This is a genomic window from Thalassotalea coralli (genome assembly GCF_055786205.1).
Map to the genome: position 1 here is coordinate 130,836 of NZ_JBVVBK010000002.1, position 25,160 is coordinate 155,995.

The 25,160-nt window shown below is 39.6% G+C and carries 18 protein-coding genes; 17 read left to right on the plus strand and 1 reads right to left on the minus strand.

Features of this window, described 5'->3' with window-relative positions:
• Positions 1-7: 7 nt before the first annotated feature.
• From prpF to ACOB80_RS06035, 17 genes are all read left to right on the plus strand, one after another.
• Complete coding sequence (gene prpF, locus ACOB80_RS05955; protein ID WP_473164909.1) at positions 8-1,180, plus strand: 2-methylaconitate cis-trans isomerase PrpF; 1,173 nt, start codon at positions 8-10, stop codon at positions 1,178-1,180.
• A gap of 166 nt (positions 1,181-1,346) precedes the next feature.
• Positions 1,347-1,994, plus strand: coding sequence for a DUF2057 family protein (locus ACOB80_RS05960; protein WP_473164910.1), 648 nt, complete (start codon positions 1,347-1,349; stop codon positions 1,992-1,994).
• A gap of 15 nt (positions 1,995-2,009) precedes the next feature.
• The gene (locus ACOB80_RS05965) at positions 2,010-2,759 is read left to right on the plus strand and encodes an SIMPL domain-containing protein (protein ID WP_473164911.1); all 750 of its coding nucleotides are present in this window, start codon (positions 2,010-2,012) and stop codon (positions 2,757-2,759) included.
• 91 nt (positions 2,760-2,850) lie between these two features.
• Positions 2,851-3,312: a free L-methionine (R)-S-oxide reductase MsrC gene (gene msrC / locus ACOB80_RS05970; RefSeq protein WP_473164912.1), complete on the plus strand. Its 462-nt coding sequence runs from the start codon at positions 2,851-2,853 to the stop codon at positions 3,310-3,312.
• A gap of 13 nt (positions 3,313-3,325) precedes the next feature.
• Complete coding sequence (locus tag ACOB80_RS05975; protein ID WP_473164913.1) at positions 3,326-3,607, plus strand: hypothetical protein; 282 nt, start codon at positions 3,326-3,328, stop codon at positions 3,605-3,607.
• A 28-nt stretch (positions 3,608-3,635) separates the two neighbouring features.
• On the plus strand, positions 3,636-4,349 hold the full coding sequence (proQ, locus tag ACOB80_RS05980; RefSeq protein ID WP_473164914.1) for an RNA chaperone ProQ: 714 nt from the start codon (positions 3,636-3,638) through the stop codon (positions 4,347-4,349).
• Positions 4,350-4,364: 15 nt separating this feature from the next.
• Positions 4,365-6,398, plus strand: a complete 2,034-nt coding sequence (gene prc / locus ACOB80_RS05985) for a carboxy terminal-processing peptidase (protein WP_473164915.1) — start codon at positions 4,365-4,367, stop codon at positions 6,396-6,398.
• A 217-nt stretch (positions 6,399-6,615) separates the two neighbouring features.
• Positions 6,616-8,070: a Na+/H+ antiporter NhaC gene (gene nhaC, locus ACOB80_RS05990; RefSeq protein WP_473164916.1), complete on the plus strand. Its 1,455-nt coding sequence runs from the start codon at positions 6,616-6,618 to the stop codon at positions 8,068-8,070.
• Positions 8,071-8,149: 79 nt separating this feature from the next.
• On the plus strand, positions 8,150-10,708 hold the full coding sequence (gene pepN / locus ACOB80_RS05995; protein ID WP_473164917.1) for an aminopeptidase N: 2,559 nt from the start codon (positions 8,150-8,152) through the stop codon (positions 10,706-10,708).
• A gap of 4 nt (positions 10,709-10,712) precedes the next feature.
• A complete protein-coding gene (locus ACOB80_RS06000; RefSeq protein WP_473164918.1) occupies positions 10,713-10,931 on the plus strand; it encodes a DUF2835 domain-containing protein in 219 nt (72 codons plus the stop codon).
• 358 nt (positions 10,932-11,289) lie between these two features.
• Complete coding sequence (locus ACOB80_RS06005; RefSeq protein ID WP_473164919.1) at positions 11,290-13,356, plus strand: DUF1302 domain-containing protein; 2,067 nt, start codon at positions 11,290-11,292, stop codon at positions 13,354-13,356.
• A gap of 11 nt (positions 13,357-13,367) precedes the next feature.
• Positions 13,368-14,726 (plus strand): DUF1329 domain-containing protein, encoded by a 1,359-nt coding sequence (locus tag ACOB80_RS06010; protein WP_473164920.1) that lies wholly within the window; start codon positions 13,368-13,370, stop codon positions 14,724-14,726.
• Positions 14,727-14,789: 63 nt separating this feature from the next.
• Positions 14,790-15,800 (plus strand): WD40/YVTN/BNR-like repeat-containing protein, encoded by a 1,011-nt coding sequence (locus ACOB80_RS06015; protein WP_473164921.1) that lies wholly within the window; start codon positions 14,790-14,792, stop codon positions 15,798-15,800.
• 1 nt (position 15,801) lies between these two features.
• Positions 15,802-18,111, plus strand: a complete 2,310-nt coding sequence (locus ACOB80_RS06020; RefSeq protein ID WP_473164922.1) for an efflux RND transporter permease subunit — start codon at positions 15,802-15,804, stop codon at positions 18,109-18,111.
• A gap of 255 nt (positions 18,112-18,366) precedes the next feature.
• Positions 18,367-23,208 carry an NAD-glutamate dehydrogenase gene (locus ACOB80_RS06025; RefSeq protein ID WP_473164923.1) on the plus strand — a complete coding sequence of 1,614 codons (4,842 nt, stop codon included), beginning with the start codon at positions 18,367-18,369 and terminating at the stop codon, positions 23,206-23,208.
• A 96-nt stretch (positions 23,209-23,304) separates the two neighbouring features.
• Positions 23,305-24,315: a quinone-dependent dihydroorotate dehydrogenase gene (gene pyrD / locus ACOB80_RS06030; protein ID WP_473164924.1), complete on the plus strand. Its 1,011-nt coding sequence runs from the start codon at positions 23,305-23,307 to the stop codon at positions 24,313-24,315.
• A gap of 11 nt (positions 24,316-24,326) precedes the next feature.
• Positions 24,327-24,557: a glutaredoxin family protein gene (locus ACOB80_RS06035; RefSeq protein ID WP_473164925.1), complete on the plus strand. Its 231-nt coding sequence runs from the start codon at positions 24,327-24,329 to the stop codon at positions 24,555-24,557.
• A gap of 69 nt (positions 24,558-24,626) precedes the next feature.
• Here ACOB80_RS06035 and fabA read toward each other — a convergent pair whose 3' ends face one another.
• Positions 24,627-25,142 (minus strand): bifunctional 3-hydroxydecanoyl-ACP dehydratase/trans-2-decenoyl-ACP isomerase, encoded by a 516-nt coding sequence (gene fabA / locus ACOB80_RS06040; RefSeq protein WP_473164926.1) that lies wholly within the window; start codon positions 25,140-25,142, stop codon positions 24,627-24,629.
• Positions 25,143-25,160: the final 18 nt, after the last annotated feature.

Below are 25,160 nucleotides of genomic sequence, written 5' to 3' on the forward strand. Positions count from 1 at the left end.
AAATTAAATGTCTTTAAAAAAACAGATTAAAGTCCCTGCTACTTATATGAGAGGCGGTACTTCTAAAGGGGTGTTTTTTAAGCTAGATGAATTGCCAATGCAATGCCAGCAACCAGGTGATGACAGAGATCGCATGCTACTAAGAGTTATAGGTAGCCCAGATCCTTATGGTAAACAAACCGATGGTATGGGGGGCGCTACGTCAAGTACCAGTAAAACCGTTATTTTAGATAAATCTAGCCAAGATGGTCACGATGTTGATTACCTTTTTGGACAAGTAGCTATTGATAAGGCGTTTGTTGATTGGTCAGGAAACTGTGGCAATTTAACTGCTGCAGTTGGCGCATTTGCAATTACTAACGGCCTAGTGGCAGAAGACAAAATCCCTGAAAATGGCGTATGTACCGTGCGCATTTGGCAAAAGAATATAGGTAAAACGATTATATCTAGCGTGCCTATGAAAGATGGTCAGGTGCAGGAATTGGGCGATTTTGAGTTAGACGGCGTAACCTTTGCTGCAGCTGAAGTGCCGGTTGAATTTGTTGCACCCGTTGATCCAAGTGAATCTATGTTTCCTACGGGTAAGGTACAAGAGACGTTAGACGTACCTAACATCGGCACTTTTGAAGCAACCATGATCAATGCGGGTATCCCAACGATATTTTTAAAAGCAGAGGCGTTAGGTTTTGACGGTACTGAATTGCAGGACGATATTAACGGTGATTCAGCGCTGTTAGAAAAGTTTGAAACAATTCGTGCTTATGGTGCAGTGCAAATGGGCTTAATTAACAAACCTGAAGAAGCAGAATCAAGGCAGCACACGCCTAAAATAGCCTTTGTTGGTAAAGCAAAAAGTTACCGCGCGTCTAGCGGAAAGTCTATTGAGTCTGCAGACATCGATGTTAATGTTCGTGCCTTGTCTATGGGAAAACTGCATCATGCGATGATGGGAACCGCTGCGGTTGCAATTGGCACAGCCGCTGCAATTCCAGGAACAATTGTTAGTGATACCGCAGACAAGGCGACTACGAAGGTAACCTTTGGTCACCCGTCGGGTACTTTAGCTGTAGGCGCAAATGTGCAAAATGACCAAGGAAACTGGCAAGTTAATTCAGTTACTATGAGTCGCAGCGCACGCGTGTTAATGTCTGGCTGGGTGCATATTCCAGAAGATTTTTAACGCTTTTTTGCTTTACAGTTTAATTGCTACAAATTTACTGCTAGAGTGAAGTAAATGGACGTCACTTCACTCTACTTAAATGACATATTCAATATTAAAAAGCCCCTTAATACTTTCGCTTTCTTCATTATTATTTTCTACGAGCATTTTAGCTTCAGACTTAAAAGTGCCAGATAACATTCAAGTGACCAAAGTTAATGGAAAATCTACGTCTTTTGGCTTGATTCAGAAGGAAACTAAGGTTGGCCTTAAAGAGGGACGAAATGTCATTGTTTTGCACTATCGTGATTCTTTTGAAGACTATGACAATGACGATTTTACTAATGTTAAGTCTGAACCTTATGTTTTAATTTTTGATTCGGTAAATAGCCAGGACTATATCATCCAAAAAGTCGATATAGATGACGAAGAGCAAGCGAAACAATTTGCCGAAAGTTTTGCTGTGACGCTTTTCAATAGTTCAGGTGACAATGTCGCAACGACATTAACAACCGAACATGATTATTTGTCTCGTATTGATGCCTATGTTGCTCAAGCTGAAAAGGAGAATGAAACTGTAGCTCAAACGGCGCCTCAATCTATTTCTTCTAAAAGTTCTACGTCAGAGGTTGCGATAATAAGCGCAGCCAAAGTTTCTCACGGCGGTGTTGCAACCGTGCCCGCGTCAAAAAATACTACCGTAAATCCGCGTCGAGCGTCTAAAAGTGAACAAACTAAAAATCCTCACACTTTGAATATGCTTCAATATTGGTGGTCTCAAGCGACAGAAGCTGAAAAAGAAGCATTTAAACAGCACATCAGTAACAACAATTAGGAGTTTTTAGGTATTATGAAAAAAGTAACATATTTTTTGTCATTAACTCTAGCGTCTCTTGTTAGTGTGCATGTCGCAGCCAATGAGGGGATTGAAGTAACGGGTAAAGGTGCAGTTAATGCAATACCTGATAAGTTTACGTTTACCGTTAGAATTGAGAAACGTTGTCAGTTAGCGAGTAAATGTAAAGCTTATATAGATAACCAAAGTAAGTTAGTGGTAAATGCGCTTAAAAAAAGGGGCGTTGAAGATAAGCATATAGATTCGTCGGCGCTTAGAATGTTTCCTGTTTTTCCACCGCGAAAAAATTATAATGCCATTGTTGAAACGAGGGTAGACCCAAAAACTAGTGCTTACATTAAAGCTGAGCTGGAAAAAGAGTCGTTAGAAAAGCCTTTATATTTCGACGTTGGCCGTACTTTTTCCGTATCGATTGATTCGTTAGATAAATATGACAGATTACTCGATGAACTTGTAAAGATTGGTGTTACTCATTTATCGCCTCCTAATGCATCATTTGCTTCACCGGAAAAATTATATGACCAAGCGCTGAGTGCTGCGATCAAAGATGCCAAGCAGAAAGCCGCTGCAATTGCTCAACAATTAGGTGTTAATTTGGGCAATGTGACCATGTTTAGAGAGTCTGGTTATCGTGCTCCTGTGAGCTATAGCATGGCAAGAATGAGTGATGCAGAATTTAAGTCGCAAGCGTCTGAAAAATCGGTTGATGCACAAGTTACCGTTATATATGAAATTAAACCATAGAAGACTTTTTTAATAACTTGGCGCTTTAATACTTTAACTTCGTGGCTTATCGAGGTATGTTATGCGCAATTTTAAGCTTAGACGGTAAATTATGTCGAAAACTGCATTTTATCGATTATTAAATGAACAGGTTGATGCCATTATAGGTGATGAAACTGATTCAATTGCCAATATGGCAAATATTAGCGCATTGTTATTTGAACAAATGGAATGCGTTAATTGGGTAGGCTTTTATCGATTAATTGAAGACACTTTAGTCCTTGGTCCATTTCAAGGTAAAGTCGCCTGTATTCGTATACCTGTTGGTAAGGGCGTGTGCGGCACGGCAGTGTCTGAGAGTGCAACACAATTAGTTGAAGATGTGCATGCATTTGCGGGACACATAGCGTGTGATGCTGCAAGCAATTCTGAAGTTGTTGTTCCTGTCTATCACAACGGAAAAATTATCGCTGTGTTAGATATAGATAGCCCGGAAGTAGGGCGTTTCGATGAAGAAGATAAAGCCGGCGTAGAAGCTATTGTGAAAAGTTTTGAAAAAAGCTTGGCACAATAATGGAATAGCTTAGATGAAAGAACTCGTTGTTATTCACGATTATTTAGTCTCAGAATCTGTTGTAGGTGACTGGGATGGTGAAGAGGAGCAAGTCACAGAGAACATCAATCAGATATACCATACATTGTATGATATGGCTGAGGATGACATCGAACCAGAAGTATTAATCCAATTATTAGAGTTGGTTTGGGAAAACTGGATTGGTCAAGATGCGCTTGCTGAAATTGAACAAGATGATATTAGCGATTGGTGTTACCACCTATTGTTAAACCGAACACAATATTTAACTGAGTAAGTTAACTTTAAAGTAAAAGTAGTTATTTATGGAAACTAAAACTGAACAAGAAGTACCAGAAACAACAGAAACAGGTACTAAAGAAGTTGAAACTGAACAAAAGCGCATCAGTGTAAAAGAAATCGTCGGCTATTTAGCTGAAAAATTTCCTGAGTGTTTTTCTGCGCAAGGCCCCGCTAAACCGCTAAAAGTCGGTATTTTTCAAGATTTAGCTGAACGTTTGGCTGATGATGAAAAGGTGAGCAAGACTCGCTTGCGTCAAGCGCTAAGACATTACACGAGTAGCTGGCGCTACCTTAAGTCAGTAAAAGCGGGTGCACATCGTGTAGACGTTGACGGTAAAGAAGTTGCCGAGATTGACCAAGAGCAAGCAGATTACGCAGCTAAAACGTTAAAAGAGAGCCAAGAAAAATTTGGTAACAAAAATACTAAAGACGCGAAACCTAAAAAACCGTATAAAGGTAAGAGCCCAGAAAACAAGGGCGAGAGACAACCTAACAAAGGCAAAGAGCGCGCTAAGTTTAAAAATGTGTCTTCAAGTAAACGTGCACAATCTAAAGTAGCCGCTAAACTTACACCTATATCTTCCGATTCGGTCGCTGTGGGTAAGGCAGTTAAGGTTCAATTAGGTAACGCACCTATGGATGCAGTTATCACTGAAGTTTCAGGTGATGATGTAACTGTGCAACTTAGTTCAGGAATGGTTGTCAAAACTCAAAGCAAGAACATTTTCACAGAATAATTTGGAGTAGCAAGCATGCAGAAATTTTGTCGTATAGCACTTGCCGTATCACTTTCTTTATCAAGCCTTGGGGCGATAGCCACAACGTCTGATGTTAAAGATAAACCCTTACCAGTGCTTATGCCTGAATCTCAGCATGCCACTTCTAGTAAAAGAATTACTGCCCAATTTACCCGAGCTCATTATAAAGAAGTTCAAATGAACGATGAGCTTTCGGGCCAAATCTTTGACCGTTACATTAAATCTCTAGATTATGCGCGTAATGTGTTTTTAGCGTCAGACATTGAAAAGTTTACTAAATATCGTGACGATTTTGACATGTATATTGGTCGCGGAAAGTTAGATGCTGCTTTTGACATTTTTAATCAAAATCTAGAGCGCAGACTGCAACGTTACGAATATGCCTTAACATTGCTAGATAAGCCTTTCGACTTTACCAAGAAAGAGGTGTACACCTTTGATCGCGAGGACGCTCCTTGGCCAACTTCTGTAGAAGAGTTAAATGAGTTATGGCGTTTAAAAGTAAAATATGACGCGTTGAATTTGACTCTAGCGGGTAAAAAGTGGGAGAAGGTTCAAGAAATTCTTGGCAAGCGCTATCGTTACGCCATTAAGCGTTTAAAGCAAAGCGAAAGTGAAGACGTTTTTCAAGTGGTTATGAATAGCTTTGCACGAGAAGTTGAGCCACATACATCTTACTTATCACCTAGAAACGCTGAACGCTTTCAAATGGATATGAACCTTTCATTAGAAGGTATCGGGGCGGTATTACGAGCGGAAGAAGATTATACCGTTATCCAAAGTATTGTTAGTGGTGGCCCTGCGGATAAGTCAAATCAACTTAAACCGAAAGACCGTATTGTCGGTGTTTCGCAAGGCGATGAAAAGTTTGAAGATGTAATAGGCTGGCGCTTAGATGACGTCGTTGACCTTATCAAAGGCCCGAAAGGGACCAAAGTGCGCTTGCAGGTACTACCAGGTGAAGCGGTTGACGAATCGAGCGTTAAAGTGGTTTCTATTGTTCGTGATAAAATTATTTTAGAAGATCGCGCCGCGAAATCTGAAGTTATTTATGAGAACGAAGGCGTAGAGACTAGCCGTAAACTTGGTGTGATTAATATTCCAAGCTTTTACAATAATCTTTCGCGTGATGTTAAGAAAGAAATTGATAAGTTAAACGATGAAAACGTAGACGGCATTATTGTTGATTTACGTGGCAATGGCGGTGGCTCTTTAACAGAAGCAACTTTGCTAACAGGTTTGTTTATTGATAAAGGTCCGGTTGTTCAAATTCGTGACAATGCGAATAGGGTATCAGTTAACCACGATAAAGATGGTGTCACGTATTATGGTGGCCCTTTAACCGTCATGGTGGATCGATATAGTGCATCTGCGTCAGAAATATTTTCTGCAGCAATTCAAGACTATGGTCGTGGTGTCATTGTTGGTGAACATACTTTCGGTAAAGGCACTGTGCAACAGCACCGTCCGTTAGGTCGTGTTTATGATATGTACGAAAAGCCATTAGGCAGCATTCAATACACTATTGCTAAGTTTTATCGTATCAACGGTGGCAGCACTCAACACAAAGGCGTATTACCAGATATCGCATTCCCAAGTGCGATTGAACCAGGAGACTGGGGAGAGAGCAAAGAAGAAAACGCGTTACCATGGGATAAAGTGCCACGTGCAAACTATAAAACGTTGTCTAATTTAGGCCAAAACATTGCTTATTTGACGTCTCTTCATAATGAGCGAATTAAAGCAGACCCTGAGTTTAATTATTTGCTCAACGACATTGAAGAGTATCAGCTTGAGAAAGACAGAAAATCAATTTCGCTTAATTTGAAAGAGCGTAAAGCTAAACGTGAAGAACGCAAAGCTAAGCAATTGGTGAGAGCAAACGAAAGATTAAAACTGATGGGCAAGGAGCCGATTAAATCGCTTGACGACCTTCCAGAAGAGCTAGAAGAGCTAGACCCGTTTTTAGATGAAACGGCTAAAATTACTTTTGACTTGATAGAACTTGGAAAAATAGTTAAAAAGTAAATCAATAAAATGAAAGAACCGCCAGATGGCGGTTTTTTTATACCTTATACAGTAAAGCGATATTGTGTTTTGACACTTAAATGTGGGTGTTTATTGTCCACATCTTTCGTTTTAAAGCTAAATATCGTAAAAGTACTTGCACTCAAGAGGAACACACGGCATTTTAGTGCGGCAAGTTAAGATAATAACGACTATAACGAATTATAATTAAAATACTATGAGCATATCCGAACAACCTAAATCTCCTTCAACCTTACAAGCTTTTATACCAATCATTGCCTTGATTGTGTTGTTGTCAGCTGGTGTAAGCTACTTCGCTGATAATTCATCGTATGGACCCAATCAAATAGCGCTAATGTTTAGTATGGGGATTGCCATTGTTATTGGCCTTAGAAACGGCTATACGTGGCATTCAATTGAAAAGGCCATAGTTAATGGCATATCTTTATCTTTAGGCGCAGTACTCATTCTACTCACCGTAGGTGCGTTGATAGGTACTTGGCTATTGTCTGGGACAGTTCCGACATTAATCTATTACGGTTTACAAATTATTCACCCTAGTTGGTTTTACGCTGCTGCGTGTTTGGTTTGTGGCATCGTTGCGATGAGCATCGGTAGTTCGTGGACTACAGCCGCTACGGTAGGTGTCGCTTTTATTGGTATCGCCAATGGTTTTGAAATGTCTACAGCTGTTACAGCTGGTGCAGTCATTTCAGGTGCTTATTTTGGTGATAAATTGTCTCCGTTGTCAGAAACAACTAACTTGGCTCCAGCAGTAGCCGGTAGTGAATTGTTTTCTCATATACGCTACATGTTATGGACGACAGTTCCGTCTATATCTATCGCTTTTATTTTGTTTTTGTTTATCGGCATTAGTCACTCTTCAAGTAATCCAGGCACGACAGAAAGTATTGAAACGTTAACCAATACACTAGTATCAACCTATAACATCTCTGCTTTAAATCTGTTGCCTCTATTCGTGCTATTGTTTTTAGCTTATAAAAAGATGCCAGCATTCCCTGCAGTTGCTATAGGCGCTTTAATTGGTGGTATTTGGGCAGCGATTTTCCAGCAAGATTTGATTCTTTCTATGGCTGGAGACGATGTTAAACAGTTAACGGCGAATATTACCGTGATTTGGACAGCGTTTTTTGACGGTGTTGTTGTTAATACTGGTAACAAAGAAATAGATGAGCTGTTGAGTCGTGGTGGTATGTCAAGCATGCTTAATACGATATGGCTTGTTATGTGTGCCCTTAGCTTTGGTGCGGTACTAGAACACTTAGGAATGCTAAGAAAGTTTGTTGAATCTATTTTAGCTGCCGCTAAATCAACAGGCAGTTTAATTGCTAGCACAGTGGCTACGTGTATAGGTACCAACTTAATTACAGCTGACCAATATATGGCGATTGTAATGCCTGGACGCATGTATAAAGAAGAATATGAACGTCGTAAACTTGCGCCAGTTGTTTTAAGTCGTACATTAGAAGATTCAGGTACTATTACTTCACCACTTATCCCTTGGAACACATGTGGTGCCTTTATGTTTGGTGCATTAGCGCTAACCAACTACGAATTTATCATGTATTGTTTCTTCAATTTAATAAACCCGATCATCGCAATCATTTACGGTTATGTAGGTTTTAAAATTAAAAAAATAACAGACGAATAATACAGTACAAACTTTGATTAAAAGCCTGCTAAAATGAAAAACTTAGCAGGCTTTTTTATTTTACTTTAAGAGGTGTTTGATGGCTAAAAATAGCGCCCGCATTCTTGCAGACTATCGCGTAAGTGATTTTACGATAGAATCAACGGAACTTTTGTTTGAACTAAACCCAATGGCTACGCGTGTTACTAATACCATGCGAATCAAAAGGCAAGTAGCAGGGGCAAAACAATTAACATTAGACGGTGAGCATCTAACGTTAATTAGCGTTCAGCTAAATAATCAGGTGCTAACGTCATCTCAGTTTCAAGTAAATGATGAGGCTTTAACGCTTGAAATAGATCAAGACGAATTTTCATTGACTGTTGTCACCGATATTAACCCTGAGGCTAACACAGCTTTGGAAGGGTTATATAAGTCTGGTGGTGCATTTTGTACGCAATGTGAAGCGGAAGGCTTCAGACGCATCAGTTATTACCTTGATAGGCCTGATGTTCTATCTGTATTTAATGTAAAGATAGTGGCTGATAAAGCGAGTTACCCTTATTTACTTGCCAATGGAAACAAAACAGAAAGTGGCGATCTAGAAAATGGTAAACACTTTGCCTGTTGGTATGATCCTCATCCTAAACCTTGTTACTTATTTGCATTGGTTGCGGGAGACTTTGATTTATTAGAAGACTCTTTTACTACAAGTGAAGGCAGAGAAGTCGCACTTGAAATTTTCGTCGATAAAGGCAATTTATCTAAAGCTAATCACGCCATGGAGTCACTCAAGAAATCGATGGCTTGGGACGAAGAAGTATTCGGCTTAGCGTATGATTTAGATGTTTACATGATAGTCGCCGTTGATTTTTTCAATATGGGCGCGATGGAAAATAAAGGCCTGAATGTTTTTAACAGTAAATATGTGTTAGCTGATAAAGAAAGCGCAACTGACACTGACTACTTTAATATTGAAGCTGTGATAGCACATGAATATTTCCATAACTGGACAGGGAATCGCGTTACTTGTCGTGACTGGTTCCAGCTTTCATTAAAAGAAGGGTTAACAGTTTTTAGAGATCAACAGTTTAGCGCGGATATGCATTCGGCAGGTGTTAACCGCATTAAAAATGTTCGCTTGGTTAGATCTGCTCAATTTGCTGAAGATGCAAGCCCGATGGCGCATCCAATTAGACCTGAAAAGGTTTTAGAGATGAATAACTTTTATACCATGACAGTTTATGAAAAAGGCGCTGAAGTTATTCGCATGATTCATACCTTACTTGGACAAGAAAAGTTTCGTGCAGGAATGGACCTATATTTCGAGCGTTTTGATGGCATGGCAGTTACTTGTGATGATTTTGTTGATGCTATGTCTGATGCTAGCGGCATTGATCTAACATTGTTTAAACGTTGGTATAGTCAATCAGGTACACCAAGTATAGAGATTAGAGAAAATTACGCTTTAGAATCAAAACAGTTGCAACTTACCATTAGGCAAAGTCACCCAGATACTGCTGACAAACAAGAAAAAAAGAATCTACATATTCCTATCTTGATTGAAATTATCACTGAAGAATCTGCAAGCTCACATCTATTAGAATTAAAAGATGAAGAGCAAACTTTTTCGTTTGAAAATATCGACAGTGACTATATCGTTGCGCCTTTAGCTAATTTCTCGGCTCCTGTTAAAGTTAAATATGACCAGTCAGAAGAAGCTTTGTGCCGAATTATGTCACAAGCTTCAGATCCCTTTAACAAGTGGGATGCAGGACAAGTATTGTTTGCCAAGGCGATAAACAGTTTAATGGCTGATGAAAATTATCGCTTGTCAGATACTTTTTCTAGTCACTTAAAAGCGCTGTTTTCAACAACGGAAGATCCTGCTCTATTAGCTCAGCAGTTAATGATTCCTGACTTAGAAGAGCTTCAAGGTAACTATGAAAACTTAAACCCTATAAAGCTTTTGAACGCTATAGATGCGTTAGCGCTACAGGTTGCTGAAACTTTATCTGAACTGTTGGAACAGAAATATTTACAGTTATCAGGCATCAATGAAAATGACATAAGTGTTGGTGAAAGAGAGCTTAAAAATGCTTGCCTAACATACTTATCTTTATTTGAGCCTAAACAGCGATTTATTGCCGAGCAGTTCAACAAAGCAACGAATATGACAGATAGCCTTGCCAGCTTAAAGTGTGCTGGTGACAATACCGAAGATGTTTTCGATATGTTGATGGCAAAATTTGAACAAAAGTGGCAAGACACTAATACTGTTATGGATAAATGGTTTACTATTGCTGCTTGTCAAAAGACAGATAATATTTTCAATAAACTTGAATCTTTGGTTGAACACCCTCTGTTTACCCTAAAAAATCCTAATCGTGCACGCTCATTACTAGGTGCTTTTTCAAGAATGAATTCTCGTTATTTCCACTGTGAGACGGGTAGGGGTTATAAGTTTCTTGCAGGTTACATTGCTAAAATGAATGACATTAATCCGCAAGTTGCCTCGGTATTAATTACTCCGCTGATTCAATTTAAGCAATTCGATGAAGTAAGACAAACACTGATGAAGGCTGAGCTTGAATCAATAGCACAATTACCTTCTCTGTGTAATGACCTAAAAGAAAAGCTGGAAGCTGCATTAAAATAAGGTCATGAGATATTACTTTTCAATTAGCTTATCTGCACAAGACTACTTACCTTATTACCAAGGTCTTGTGCAGAACATTGTCGTTACTGCTGACAATGGTCAGAGAGTTCAATTTCCTGCCATGCACCTGAGAAAGTTTTTAACACCATCAGGTGTATATGGCCGATTTTGTCTTGAAACTGCAGAAAATAAATTTATTTCTTTAACAAAATTATCATATTAGAGTGAATGCTTTAAACAGTGGTCAGACCATGTGATTGTTGTTTGACCACCGACCAGTTAAACCCGCTGCGGTGAATATTAATAGATGCCTAGTGTTTTTCTAACTCATTATTTCATGTTTTAAACGGTTGTTTTAAACGGTGTTGTGTGCAGTGCTTGGTTTTGTACTGAATTCCTAGTAATTCAAGGCGTTTCAATCGAGTTTTTATCTCTTGCCTAGCAAAGAAAATGATGCAATGATTGTTTTATACTACACTTGTCTTAACAGTATATTTATCCTTCAAATTTTAGTGTTTAAAGGATAGCTGAATAAGCGAGATATAAAAATAAAGTATCGTTTCGGGTCTGGGGAGAAAATAATGAAACGTAGCCCATTGAATCAATTTTGCAAAAAGCCACTAGCAGCTGTTATTTCAACTGCATTATTGGCATCAGTTGCAAATCAATCAGTTGCTTCGAACTTTGATCTTGGTGATTTTGAAATACGCTTTGACTCTACCTTTTCATTAGGTGCAAGTTGGCGTGTTGAAGATCGCAATTGGGGAGCAAATGTCGGTAAATCCAATAATTTGAATAATGGTTTTGATTTTTCAAATTATCACACAGCGTTTAATGCCAAGCCAATTAATGCTGATATTTGGGAAGGTGCCGGTAGCTACTCTAATAATGGAGATCAAGGCAATTTAAATTACGATGCAGGTGATACGTTTTCTCGCTTGTTTAAAGGTACACACGAATTAGATATTCGCAAAGACAACATGGGTTTGTTTTTACGTGGCATGTACTTTTTTGACTTTGAAATGACAGATAATGATCGTCCGTGGACGAACCCTGTTTCTGGCAAAACTCATGATCCATGTCGCGATAGCGAAGCAGAGTCTCAAGTCTGTAATGATATTCGCTTATTAGATGCCTACTTTTACGGTGATTTTGATATCGGCGAAATGCCGTTTTCTGTAAGAATCGGTCAACAAGTAATAGGTTGGGGTGAAAGTACACTTATTTCTCACGGTATTAGTGAAATCAACCCGGTGGATATTGCTCGTTTAAGAGCACCTGGTGCTGAGTTAACTGAAGCTTTTATTCCTTTTGGTGCTGTTTGGGCTTCATTAGGTGTTACTGAAAACTTCAATGTTGAAATGTTTTACCAGTACCAATGGGAAAACACAGTACTTCCTACGCCTGGCAGTTACTTTTCAACAAATGATTTTGCTGGCGACGGCGGACACTTTAATAACGTTCAATTAGGCTTTACTGGTAACCCAGATATTGATCTAGATACTGTGATTGCTGGTATGAACGAGTTAGGTGGTATGCTTCGTTCAGGCGACCCTGTTTTGGCGGCAACTGCGGGTGCAGCATATTATGCTTACCCAACTAAGATCACTTTGAAGGGGTCTGGTTCTAGTGGAGTTCAAGAACCTGATGATGGTGGCCAATACGGTCTTCGTTTTTCTTGGTTCCTACCTGAGTTTAACGAAACCGAACTAAGCTTATATTACATCAATTATCATAGCCGTAGACCGCTATTCTCTGGTGTAACAGCTAACTTTACAGAAGCTGCGGTAGCGCAAGATTTACAATTCTTAGCGCAAAATGAAATAGATTACAGTAACTACACAGATTTAAATGCTTTTTCTAAAGTTATACTAACTTACCCTGAAGATATTAAACTTTATGCATTAAGCTTTAACTCAACAGTGATGGGAACGGCGATATCTGGTGAAGTGACATACCGTCAAGATGAACCGCTTCAAATAGATGATGTTGAATTGTTGTTCGCGGCAATGCCTCAACAATTAGCTCATCCTGATGTACACGATGATGTTGAACGCCCAGACTTAGATGGTGTATCACAAATGCCAGTGTTTGCTCCGGGTGAAACAGCAAATGGTTATATCCTTTCTGATACTTTACAAGCACAGATGACGTTAACACGTTTCTGGGGCCCAAGTATTGGCGCAAGTCAATTTACAACACTACTTGAAGTAGGTGGTATCGATATTCGCGACATGCCAGACGAAAGTGAACTTCGTTTGAACGGTCCAGGTACTGCTAGAAACGGTGGTATTGAAGGCAAAGAAGGTCTTGAGTTAGGTATTCAAGACGGTGTTGAAACGAATCCTTTCCCAGATGATTTTGCTTGGGGCTATCGTTTTGTCGCAAAACTTGATTATACCAATGTATTTGCTGGTATTAACGTGACACCTCGTATGGTGTTCTCTCATGATGTAAGCGGTATAACTCCAGATCCTCTGTTCTTGTTTGTTGAAGACAGAAAATCGATTTCTGCTGGTGTAACGTTTGATTATCAAAGCCGCTGGTCAGCTGATATTAGCTACAATGGTTTTTGGGGTGGCGTAGGCACGACCAACAAAATGGAAGACAGAGATTATGTCTCCTTTAATGTGAAGTATTCTTTATAGGGCGTAAGTAAATGAAAAATAAAACATTACTATCATTAGCTGTAAGCTTAGCATTTACTGGGCTAGCACATGCTAAAGTCGATGAACAACAAGTAAAAAAATTGTCGAATGAGCTAACTCCAATGGGCGCAGTACGTGGCGCAAATGCTGACGGCAGCATTCCAGAGTGGACAGGTGGAATTACTGAAGTACCAGCCGGCTATAAACCAGGCATGCATCACCCTGATCCTTATTCACAGGATAAAGTTCAGTACACTGTTACAGCGAAAAATGTTGGTGAATATAAAGAGTTCCTAACTCCGGGTCAGATCAAAATGTTTGAGACTTACCCAGAAACATTCAAAATGAATGTATACCAAACGCGTCGTTCTGCATCGTATCCTCAACATGTATATGATGAGACGTTAAAGAATGCCGCCCGCTCCGAGCTTATTCAGGACGGTAATGGTATTACACAAGCGGCGGTAGGTGTACCTTTTCCAATTCCACAAAATGGTTTAGAAGCAATTTGGAATCATATTCTTCGTTATCGTGGTGAAGCATTAACGCGAGAGGGGGGACAGGTAACACCAACTAAATCAGGTGATTTCACCTATATTGGTTTCGATGAGCAGTTAATGATCCCTTATGGTGTAAAAGGTGCATCACCAGAAGAGCTCGAAAAAACCAATATTTTGTTTAAGTTTAAACAAAGAGTTACTGAGCCATCTAAGCTTGTTGGTACTGCACTATTAGTACACGAAACCATGGATCAAATTAAGACAGAGCGTCAAGCTTGGATTTACAACAAGGGTATTCGTCGCGCTCAAAAAGCACCTACTGTAGCTTATGATGCACCGGGTACAGCGTCTGATGGCTTACGCACAACTGACGATTTTGACATGTTCAATGGCGCGCCAAACAGATACAACTGGACGCTTGTCGGTAAAAAAGAATTACTTATCCCTTACAACGACTATCGTTTGCACAGTGATAAAATTACCTATGATCAAATTGTTCAACCAGGCCATATTAACCCTGAATTCGTACGCTATGAAAAGCACCGTGTATGGGTAGTAGAAGCGAATTTGAAGGACAATACACGTCATATTTATAAGAAACGAGTATTCTTTATTGACGAAGACAGCTGGCAAATTGCGGTTACTGATATTTATGATGATCGCGATGAGCTATACCGTGTAGGTATGGCCCATGGCATTAACTACTATGAAGTACCTACGCAGTGGTCTACATTAGATGTATTTCATGATCTAAACTCCAAACGTTACATTGCGATTGGTTTAGACAATGAAAACAAAATGTATGATTTTTCAGCTAAACTTAAAAACGTTCAGTTTACTTCTCGTGCCTTGCAACGAGATAACCGATAAGGTTAACTTAGTTAAAATGGCTGGCTTGATGCCAGCCTTTTTTGTTAAATAAGGTTCATATTTGTGCTTAATCGATTTATTTACATTACTCTCCTTTGTTGCACCTGTGCCGCTTTTGCTAAGCAGCAGCCAGTTCCCTCTATTCAGTCGCCATTAGCAAGTAAATCAATGTTATTTGATGTTGCCTCAGCGAATGAAGCTTTTCTCATTGCTGTTGGGGAGCGAGGCCACATATTAATAAGCGGAGATGCAAAAACTTGGCAGCAGGTGTCCTCTCCAGTTCAATCTACCTTAACTGCTGTTACCTTTGTCGATGACAAAGTTGGTTGGATCGTAGGGCACGACAGTGTCATTTTGCACACGCAAGATTCTGGCAATACATGGGAAATCCAACAATTCTTGCCTGAACAAGAAAAACCTCTAATGGATGTCGCTTTTAGAAATGCTCAGGAGGGCGTTGCTATAGGCGCTTACGGGTTATTTTATCGAACTGTCGATGGCGGGAAGTCGTGGCAGCGCGAATATCATACGTCTTTATTGTTAGAAGAAGATAAAGAATACCTTGAAGAATTGCGTCAAGAAGATGAACAAGCTTACTTAGAAGAAAGAGCGAGCATATTGCCTCATTTTAACCGAATCTATATGGATGGTAGAACAACTTATTTAGCAGGCGAGCTTGGATTGCTAGCTAAAAGCAATGACTTTGGTAAAACTTGGCAAAGATATGATGAAATTTATCATGGTTCTTTTTATGACATCGCTCGCACTCAACAAGGAAATTTGCTTGCTGTAGGCTTACGTGGTCATAGCTTTAGAAGTTTGAAAAATGGTGCCCCGTGGGACGAAACAGAAACGGGTGTAACCTCTTTGTTAAATAGCATAGTTTCTGCACCCAATAATTCGATTTATGTTCTCGGAAATAATGGGACTCTGCTAGTGTCAGAAGACGATGGCGTCAGTTATCGGTTAAAAACAGAGCCTGATGGTAAAGCACTTATCCAAGGTGTAGTTTTTAACAATGAATTAGTTATTGCCTCAGAAGTTGGCATCAAAGTAATAAAAATAGGCAATTAATATGAAAGTAGATGAGCTGATAGATAAAATTGAAGTTGGTGTTTTTAGGCACAGAGGTTTAGTGCTAACACTATTTTTAGCTGTTACTTGCTATTTAATCATGATGGCGTCGCAAATCCGATTGGACGCAGCATTTACTAAAAATATTCCGTTAAATCATGAGTACATGAAAACCTATTTAAAACATAGGGAAGATTTCGGCGGTGCTAATAATGTACTTATTTCTGTTTGTCATAAAGACGGGGATATATTTAATCCTGAGTTTTTTGATGCTCTTAAAGGTGTTCACGATCAGCTTTTCTTTATTCCGGGTGTTAATCGAACTCATGTTAAGTCGTTATATTCGCCAAGTACACGCTTTGTAGAGGTTGTTGAAGATGGCTTTGCTGGTGGTCCAGTGGTTCCCGCAGATTTCGTCGCGAACGAACAAGGCTTGTCTGTTGTTAAAGCAAATATAGAAAAAGCAGGTATTGTTGGCCGGATCGTTGCCGATGACTACAGCTGTGCAATGGTAACCGCTACGCTTCTTGAACATCACCCAGAAACGGGCGAAAAATTAGATTCAATTGCTCTTGCTGGAAAACTAGAAAATGAAGTAAGGCAACCGTATGAAAAGGGCAATATAACGGTTCATGTCATAGGTTTTACTAAAATGGTAGGCGATGTTGCTGAAGGAGCGAAAGGTGTCGTTTTATTCTTCGGTGTAGCTATCGCGATTACTACTATTATGGTTTTTTGGTTTAGTCGCTCTATTTCACTAACTTTATTGCCGATAGCGACGTCATTGATCGCCGTAGTATGGCAAATGGGACTGCTTTCTTCGATAGGGTTTGGGTTAGATCCAATGTCTATCTTAGTGCCATTTTTAGTGTTTGCTATAGGTGTAAGTCATGGCGTGCAAATGATCAACGCGATAGGTAAAAATGTTGCAACAGGGCATTCAACTAAAGCAGCAGCACAATTTGCTTTTAGGAGTTTGATTATTCCAGGTGGTGCAGCACTGATATCAGATACAGTAGGCTTTATCACCTTATTATCCATTGATATCGGTATTATTCGTGAGCTAGCGATTACCGCTTCTTTAGGTGTTGCGGCAATCATTTTCACAAACTTATTGCTATTACCTGTAATTATCTCGTTTTTAAATGTTGCGCCAAGTAAACCAAAAACAGATGAACAAGCCAGACAACAATGGCAATTTATGGCAAACCTCACCGAAAGAAAGAATGCTATTATCATTTTAGTCGTAACGGCGGTATTGTTTGCAATTGGCTTTAACCAATCTAAACATTTAAAAATTGGTGAACTACACGCAGGTGCTCCATCATTGCATGAAAGCTCGCGTTATAACCAAGATACTTTCTTGATTACGGACAGATATGCGATAAGCGTTGACTACATGTCTGTAATCGTTGAAACAACAGCAAATGCATGTACTGATTCTTCCGTACTGAAAACCATGGATGAATTCCAATGGCGAATGGAAAATATAGCAGGAGTGCAATCTGCGGCCAGTTTACCATCTGTGATGAAAGTTATTAACGCTGGATATTACGAAGGCAATTTAAAGTGGCGCATCATTTCGCCAAATCAATACGCCTTGGCACAAGCATTATCTAACATACCTAGTTCAACGGGCCTATTGAATAATGAATGCTCCGTCATGCCAGTTATTCTATTTTTAGAAGACCACAAGGCAGAAACTATTGATCGTGTTGTCGCTGAAGCGAAAACTGCTATCGCAGAGTTAAATAATGACCTGTTGACCTTTAAGCTTGCGTCTGGCCCTATTGGTGTTATGGCAGCTACCAATGAAGCCGTTGCAGCAGCGCAAACACCTATGATGATCTACGTGTACGGTGCAGTAATATTACTTTGTTTAATTTCATTTAGAAGTGTTCGCGCAACTATTGCTGTAGTTGTTCCTCTCTATGTTGTGTCGACATTAGCGCAGTGGTTGATGACGGTGCTAGACATAGGACTAACTGTGTCTACCTTGCCAGTTATCGCGTTAGGTGTGGGTATTGGTGTCGATTACGGTATCTATATTCTGTCTACTATGAGTATTAAGTTGAAAAATGGTATGCCAGTACAAGAGGCCTATATGGGCGCGTTACAAGAGCGCGGTAGTGCTGTGCTGTTAACGGGTGTCACATTAGCGATTGGTGTATCCACTTGGTTCTTCTCAGATCTGAAATTCCAAATGGACATGGGAATACTGTTAACCTTTATGTTCCTAGTGAATATGATCGCAGCCATAACAGTTTTACCGGCAATTGCCAGCTTTTTGTGGGCGCCGAAAAAAAATTGATCAATTAGATGAAAATTTTCATCTGCATAAATAAACACGAAAATGGCCTCAGGGCCATTTTCTATTTACTCGCATTGCATAAACACTGAATAACCCCATAATTAGGGCAATAGCACACTGGTCTGATGTGAAAAAATTGCTCGCAATAGCCTAAGTTTATTAATAAAATTCTATTTATGGTCTATTCTGATAGACATATATAAAAATACAAATATTTATTACTTAAAAAATCGTTTTTTCAAAAAGGAAAACGGCATGGCGTTAGTTGATGGTTTACCCTCAGTGATACTTTCAAATGTAGCACAACTTATTAAACAAAAAGTTCCAGCAGATACCGCTCCACTTGTGGAACAATTTGCGGAAGTCCTATACAACAATATTTCCCACATGGATTTGGCTCACCGTAATGACAGTGACATGTACGGTGCAACCCTCAGTTTATGGAATTCTTTAAATGACTCTCGCGACGGTGAACCTGTCATTAAAGTGTTCAACCCGCAAGTGTCAAAACATGGTTGGAAGTCTAGTCATACGGTAATTGAAATTATCGTCAGTGACATGCCATTTTTGGTAGATTCAGTTCGCATCGCTTTAAGTCGACTAGGCTTATCGCCACACTTAATGCTTAATAGCCCAATTAAGTTAGTTAGAGACGATAAAGGTGCGATTAAAAAACTTGCACCTTCTTCAAACAAACGCCTAAAAGCGACTTCTACAGAAACGGTTTTCTTTATTGAGATAGATCGTCAAACAGAGCAAGATGTATTAGATAACATCACTAGCGAGTTAAAATCGGTTCTTAGCGACATCGCTATTACTGTCAATGATTGGCAAGCAATGACAGAAAAGCTTAAAAATGTCATTGAAGAAACAACGAAAGCGAAGTTGCCATGCTCTGACGAAGAGAAAAAAGAAAGCTTAGCCTTCTTAAAGTGGATTTTAGATAATAACTTTACGTTACTCGGTTACCGTTCGTACGACTTGAAAGCGTTGAAAGGTGATAGCGCTTTATGTGCAACGAATGATTCAAGCTTAGGCTTAATGAAGCAATCTTCGGGTACTGAAGAAAGACTGTTAAGTTCTTTAAGTGAGTCAGCTCGCGAGATAGCCCTTGGCGATAACTTACTTATCTTAACTAAAACAAACTCGCGTTCGCGTGTACATCGTCCCGCTCATTTAGATTATATCGGCGTTAAGCGCTTTGATAAGAACGGCAAAGTTGTCGGTGAAGAGCGATTTGTTGGTTTATTCGGTTCAGCTTATTACACCAATAGCGCACTAGATTTACCTATGATCAGCGCTAAAGTTAAAGATGTTTGTGAAGCTTCTGGCTACGGTAAAGGCACACACGCATACAAAACTTTGATCAACATCTTAGAAACTTACCCTCGAGACGAGATTTTACAGTCTCGCCCTGAAGAGCTTTTGAAAAATGTATTAGGTATTTTTCAAATGCAAGAGCGCGACTATTCTGGACTATTCATTCGTCGCGATGCATTTGACCGTTTTTACTCATGTATGGTTTATGTTCGTCGTGAACGCTATAACACAGCTTTACGTATCCAAACACAGCAGTTGCTTCAAGAAGCATTTGGTAGTGACCAAGAAGTTGAGTTTACGACTTTCTTCTCTGAGTCAGCGCAAGCTCGTACACATTACATTGTCCGCGTAAAATCAACCAAAGCAGAAATTAACGTGAAAGAACTAGAAAATAACTTAAACCAAGCGGCACGTAGTTGGGATGATAAATTAGCCGACGCACTAAACAGCCACAAGGGTGAAGAAATTGGTAAAGCGCTTAGCCGCAAGTACACCAGTTTCCCTCAAGCATACAAAGATGAAGTATTACCAGGCACAGCTATCGTAGATATCGAAAAGTTAGAGTTAGTTTCTGGTTCTGATAAGCTTGAAATGTTGTTTTACCAACCGCAAGAAGAAAAAGCGGGTAGTAATTTCGTTAAGTTGAAGCTATTCCATACTGGCGAACCTCTGCATCTTTCTGATGTTTTACCTATGCTTGAAAACTTTGGTTTGCGAGTTATTGGTGAAAGCCCTTATTTAGTAACGACATCCGACGGCGAAATGTGTTGGATACTCGACTTTTCTATGCTTTTAACAGGCGATAGTAAGTTTGCATTAGAAAAAGTACAGATGCTTTTCCAAGATGCTTTTGCCAAAGTATGGACTGGTAGATTAGAAGATGACGGGTTCAACCGATTGATTCTAGGCGCGCAATTAGGTGGCCGTGAAGTGTCAATCTTACGTGCGTATGCTAAATACGAGCGCCAAATTGGTGGTACTTTCAGTCAAAACTATATTGAAGATACTTTTGCGCGTTACCCGAATATCGCAGAACAGCTAATTAAGTTATTTGTGCTTCGTTTTGATCCTAAAGGTAAGCAAAACCCGAAAACTATCAGTAAGCTTCTAGAAGATATCGAAGCTTCATTAGATAAGGTTGCTAACCTGGATGATGACCGTATTATTCGTCGCTTTGTAGAAATGATTAATGCGACTATTCGTACCAACTATTTCCAACCACATAAAGAAACGGGTGAGAAGTCATATATTTCTTTTAAAATAACGCCGAAAGAAATCTCTGACATTCCACAACCAATACCAGCGTTTGAAATATTTGTTTATTCTCCACAAGTTGAAGGTGTTCACTTACGTGGTGGTAAAGTTGCGCGTGGTGGTTTACGTTGGTCAGATCGTCGAGAAGATTTCCGTACAGAAGTGCTTGGTCTTGTTAAAGCTCAACAAGTTAAAAACACCGTTATTGTGCCAGTGGGTGCAAAGGGTGGTTTTGTATGTAAACAGCTACCAAATGGTTCAAGACAAGAAATTTTTGAAGCCGGTAAAGAATGTTACCGCACCTTTATTCGTGGTTTATTAGATATTACCGATAACATCGTTAAAGGTGAGATTGTTCCACCAGAAAATGTGGTTCGTCATGATGAAGACGATGCATATTTAGTTGTTGCTGCCGATAAAGGTACTGCAACCTTCTCTGATATCGCAAATGAAATTTCTGATGAGTACAACCATTGGTTAGGCGATGCATTCGCTTCTGGCGGCAGTGTTGGTTATGACCATAAAGGTATGGGTATTACCGCTAAAGGTGCTTGGGAATCTGTTAAACGTCACTTCCGTGAAATGGATATCGACTGTCAAACTACTGATTTTACCTGTATCGGTGTCGGTGACATGGCAGGTGACGTATTTGGTAATGGTATGTTGTTATCTAAGCATATTCGCTTACAAGCAGCGTTCAACCATATGCACATCTTTATTGACCCAGATCCTGATTCTGCTTCAACGTACAAAGAGCGTGAGCGTCTATTTAATTTACCAGGCTGTACTTGGGAAGATTATAACACTGACTTAATCTCTGAAGGTGGTGGCATATTCAGCCGTCATGACAAGTCAATTAAGTTAACGCCACAAATTAAGAAAATGCTTGGCACGCAAAAGCAAAGCATGGCGCCTAACGATTTAATTCAAGCCATTTTAAAAATGAAGGTAGATCTTCTTTGGAACGGTGGTATCGGTACTTATGTTAAAGGTGCGAAAGAAAGTCATGCTGATGTTGGCGATCGTGCCAATGACTCTCTTCGTATTAACGGTAATGAATTACGCGCCAAAATTGTCGGTGAGGGTGGTAACTTAGGTTTAACTCAGTTAGGTCGTATAGAATACGCAGCTAACGGTGGTCGCATTAATAGTGACTCAGTTGATAACGTTGGTGGTGTAGACTGTTCAGATAACGAAGTTAACATTAAGATCTTACTAAATGGCTTGGTTCAAAATGGCGACTTAACTATCAAGCAACGTAACCAGTTGTTATATGATATGACAGACGAAGTGTCTGAAATCGTATTACACGATTGTTATCGTCAAACACACTCGCTATCTATCACAGAATTGCGTGGTGCGTCGCAATTAAAAGAACAAACTCGCTTCATTAATGCGATGGAAAAAGCAGGAAAACTTGACCGCGAGCTAGAGTTTATCCCTAACGATGAAGAAATTGCCGATCGTTTAGCGCAAAGTAAAGGTTTAACACGCCCAGAGCTTTCAGTACTACTTGCATACAGTAAAATGGTATTGAAAGAAGACTTGGTTTGTCCTGAAATTACAGAAAACCCATATCACGATAGATTATTGATAGAGTCTTTCCCTAAACAGTTACAAGAAAAGTACGCTGATCAAATGCAAGAGCATCCACTTCGTGCTGAAATTATCGCGACTAAGTTAGCGAATAATATTGGTAACGATATGGGCTTTAACTTTGTTCATCGTATGGCAGATGAAACAGGTGCCTCTGTTGCTGAAATTGCTAACTGTTATGCAATGGCAAGTGCGGTATTTGAATTATCAGATATGTGGGAAGAAATCAGTTCATTAGACAATAAGATTTCTACCATGGTGCAAACGGAAATGCTTTTCCAATTACGCAGAACTGTAAGACGTGCCACTCGTTGGTTCTTGCGACACCGTAATAAGAGCTGGGATATTGAGAAAACTATCGCAATTTACCGTGATACTTTCTCTACTATGTCGAATAAATTACACGACTTTATGATTGATGATGAAGTACAAATGCTTAAGCGTGTAGAAAAAGACCTAGTTAACGCTGGTGCGCCAAAAGCTGTTGCTAAGAGAATTTCTTTATTAAGCACATTATTTTCTGTGATGGATATTGCTGAGCTTACTGAGCAAGATGGCCGAAATGTTGATTTAGTAGCACAACTATACTTCAAGTTAGGTGCGCGTTTAGATCTTCACTGGTTCTTAGATCAAATTAATAACCAATCAGTTACTAACCACTGGCAAGCACTTGCAAGAGCGTCTTTCCGTGAAGAATTAGACTGGCAACAACGTGCACTTACTGGCGTTATTCTTCGCAATGATACTGAAAGTAAGGATGTTGAAGTTATGCTAGATGCTTGGTTTGAGCAATTTGCTCAGCCGCTTGAGCGCTGGCAGCACATTCTCGATGACTTTAGAATTGGACAAAACCATGAGTTTGCCAAATTCTCGGTAGCGCTTCGAGAGCTGATGTTATTAAGCTTAAATTGTGATCCAAATAAATAAAACTTTAAAATCCCCGCACAAGCGGGGATTTTTATATTAAAATTACCTCGAAATCTACCGATAAAGTATGCGGTACTTAATTTATCTTGAGGTGATATGTTTTATTCTGCAATTCGTAAAGTTCTATTCCAACTTGATGCTGAAGCTGCTCATGAGCTAACCATAAAAGGGTTAAAATCAACAGGTGCTTCACCATTAAACGCATTCTATAAACAAAATGTGCAAGAAAAGCCTGTTCAAGTCATGGGACTTCATTTCCCTAATCCATGTGGTTTAGCCGCTGGGTTAGATAAAAACGGTGAGTGTATTCCTGCTTTTGCAGCAATGGGATTTGGTTTTGTTGAAGTAGGCACAGTAACGCCACGACCTCAACCAGGTAACGATAAGCCTCGTATTTTCAGATTACCAGAAGCTAATGCCATCATTAATCGTATGGGCTTTAATAACAAAGGTGTTGATTACTTAGTAGAACAAGTACGAAAGGCCAAGTTTCGAGGTGTTTTAGGTATTAACATTGGTAAAAATAAAGATACTCCTGAAGAGAATGCGGTAGATGATTACATACATTGCATGAAAAAAGTTTACAATCATGCAAGCTACATTACGGTAAATATTTCCTCTCCTAATACTCCTGGATTGCGTGCCTTGCAATATGGTGACGCTTTAGATAGCTTATTAGCGGCTCTAAAAGCGGAACAAACGGCGTTAGCTAAACAGTATGATAAATACGTACCTTTAGCGGTAAAAATTGCACCAGATTTAAATGAAGAAGAAATTGGCTCTATTGCACAGTGTTTAATCGATAACAACATTGACGGTGTTATAGCAACGAACACAACATTATCAAGAGAAGGTGTTGAGAACCTTGAACACGGCGGCGAGCAGGGCGGTTTAAGCGGCCAACCGGTAAAAAGCAAAAGTACAGAAGTCATTCGCTTGTTAGCAAAAGCGCTTGACGACAAGCTACCGATTATTGGCGTTGGTGGTATTGCCAGCGGGCAAGATGCTAAAGAAAAAATTGAAGCAGGCGCTAAACTTGTTCAGGTTTATTCGGGTTTTATATACGAAGGTCCACCTTTGATAAAAGACGTAGTGAGAGCTTTGTAGGTGATCCGGTTATGAAACGTATTGTTTTATATGTAACTGACAAGTGCCCGCATTGTAAGGAAGCTCAAAAGTACTTGGATGATCAAGGCATTCAATATCGTTTAACCAATGCAAAAATGCAACGTGGTAGAAAGGAGCTTGATGCTTTGGGTGCTCGTTCCGTTCCTGTATTAAAAATAGGTGACCAGGTAATGGTAGGGTGGAACCTTAAAAACTTCAAAAAAATTTACGGCACTAAGTAATTATTCGTCTTATTCAAAATAAAAAAGGCTGCATTTAGCAGCCTTTTTTCTTATCAGAACATTCGGTTTCTAGAATGCAGAAGTATCAGTGAAAAGACCAACCTTTAAGTCTTTCGCTGTGTAAATCTCTTTACCGTCAACACTTACTGAACCGTCAGCAATACCCATGAATAACTTACGCTTGATAACGCGTTTTAGGTTAATCTTGTAAGTAACTTTCTTTGAAGTAGGTAAGATTTGACCAGTGAATTTTACTTCACCAACACCTAAAGCACGACCGCGGCCTGGGCCACCTGACCATGCCAAATAAAAGCCAACTAGCTGCCACATTGCGTCTAAACCTAAACAACCAGGCATTACAGGGTCGCCTTTGAAGTGACAGTCGAAAAACCAAAGGTCAGGTGTAATGTCTAACTCAGCAATTATTTCACCTTTACCATAAAGGCCGCCTTCTTCAGTAATTAAGTTAATGCGGTCCATCATTAACATATTGTCTGCTGGTAATTTAGAGTTGCCTTCGCCGAAAAAGTCAGTTGTTCCGGCTAAAACTAGCTCTTCTTTAGTGAAAGAGTTTTGTTGTTCCATAGGTATTTAAATTCTATT

What these genes read in the sequence shown, in the direction of transcription:
- ACOB80_RS06010 (WP_473164920.1), top strand. Translation starts at nt 13,368, where the DNA reads ATGAAAAATAAAACATTACTATCATTAGCTGTAAGCTTAGCATTTACT.
- proQ (WP_473164914.1), top strand. Translation starts at nt 3,636, where the DNA reads ATGGAAACTAAAACTGAACAAGAAGTACCAGAAACAACAGAAACAGGT.
- ACOB80_RS06035 (WP_473164925.1), top strand. Translation starts at nt 24,327, where the DNA reads ATGAAACGTATTGTTTTATATGTAACTGACAAGTGCCCGCATTGTAAG.
- pyrD (WP_473164924.1), top strand. Translation starts at nt 23,305, where the DNA reads ATGTTTTATTCTGCAATTCGTAAAGTTCTATTCCAACTTGATGCTGAA.
- ACOB80_RS06000 (WP_473164918.1), top strand. Translation starts at nt 10,713, where the DNA reads ATGAGATATTACTTTTCAATTAGCTTATCTGCACAAGACTACTTACCT.
- ACOB80_RS06025 (WP_473164923.1), top strand. Translation starts at nt 18,367, where the DNA reads ATGGCGTTAGTTGATGGTTTACCCTCAGTGATACTTTCAAATGTAGCA.
- ACOB80_RS05965 (WP_473164911.1), top strand. Translation starts at nt 2,010, where the DNA reads ATGAAAAAAGTAACATATTTTTTGTCATTAACTCTAGCGTCTCTTGTT.
- ACOB80_RS06005 (WP_473164919.1), top strand. Translation starts at nt 11,290, where the DNA reads ATGAAACGTAGCCCATTGAATCAATTTTGCAAAAAGCCACTAGCAGCT.
- msrC (WP_473164912.1), top strand. Translation starts at nt 2,851, where the DNA reads ATGTCGAAAACTGCATTTTATCGATTATTAAATGAACAGGTTGATGCC.
- prc (WP_473164915.1), top strand. Translation starts at nt 4,365, where the DNA reads ATGCAGAAATTTTGTCGTATAGCACTTGCCGTATCACTTTCTTTATCA.
- nhaC (WP_473164916.1), top strand. Translation starts at nt 6,616, where the DNA reads ATGAGCATATCCGAACAACCTAAATCTCCTTCAACCTTACAAGCTTTT.
- fabA (WP_473164926.1), bottom strand. Translation starts at nt 25,142, where the DNA reads ATGGAACAACAAAACTCTTTCACTAAAGAAGAGCTAGTTTTAGCCGGA.
- prpF (WP_473164909.1), top strand. Translation starts at nt 8, where the DNA reads ATGTCTTTAAAAAAACAGATTAAAGTCCCTGCTACTTATATGAGAGGC.
- ACOB80_RS05975 (WP_473164913.1), top strand. Translation starts at nt 3,326, where the DNA reads ATGAAAGAACTCGTTGTTATTCACGATTATTTAGTCTCAGAATCTGTT.
- ACOB80_RS06020 (WP_473164922.1), top strand. Translation starts at nt 15,802, where the DNA reads ATGAAAGTAGATGAGCTGATAGATAAAATTGAAGTTGGTGTTTTTAGG.
- pepN (WP_473164917.1), top strand. Translation starts at nt 8,150, where the DNA reads ATGGCTAAAAATAGCGCCCGCATTCTTGCAGACTATCGCGTAAGTGAT.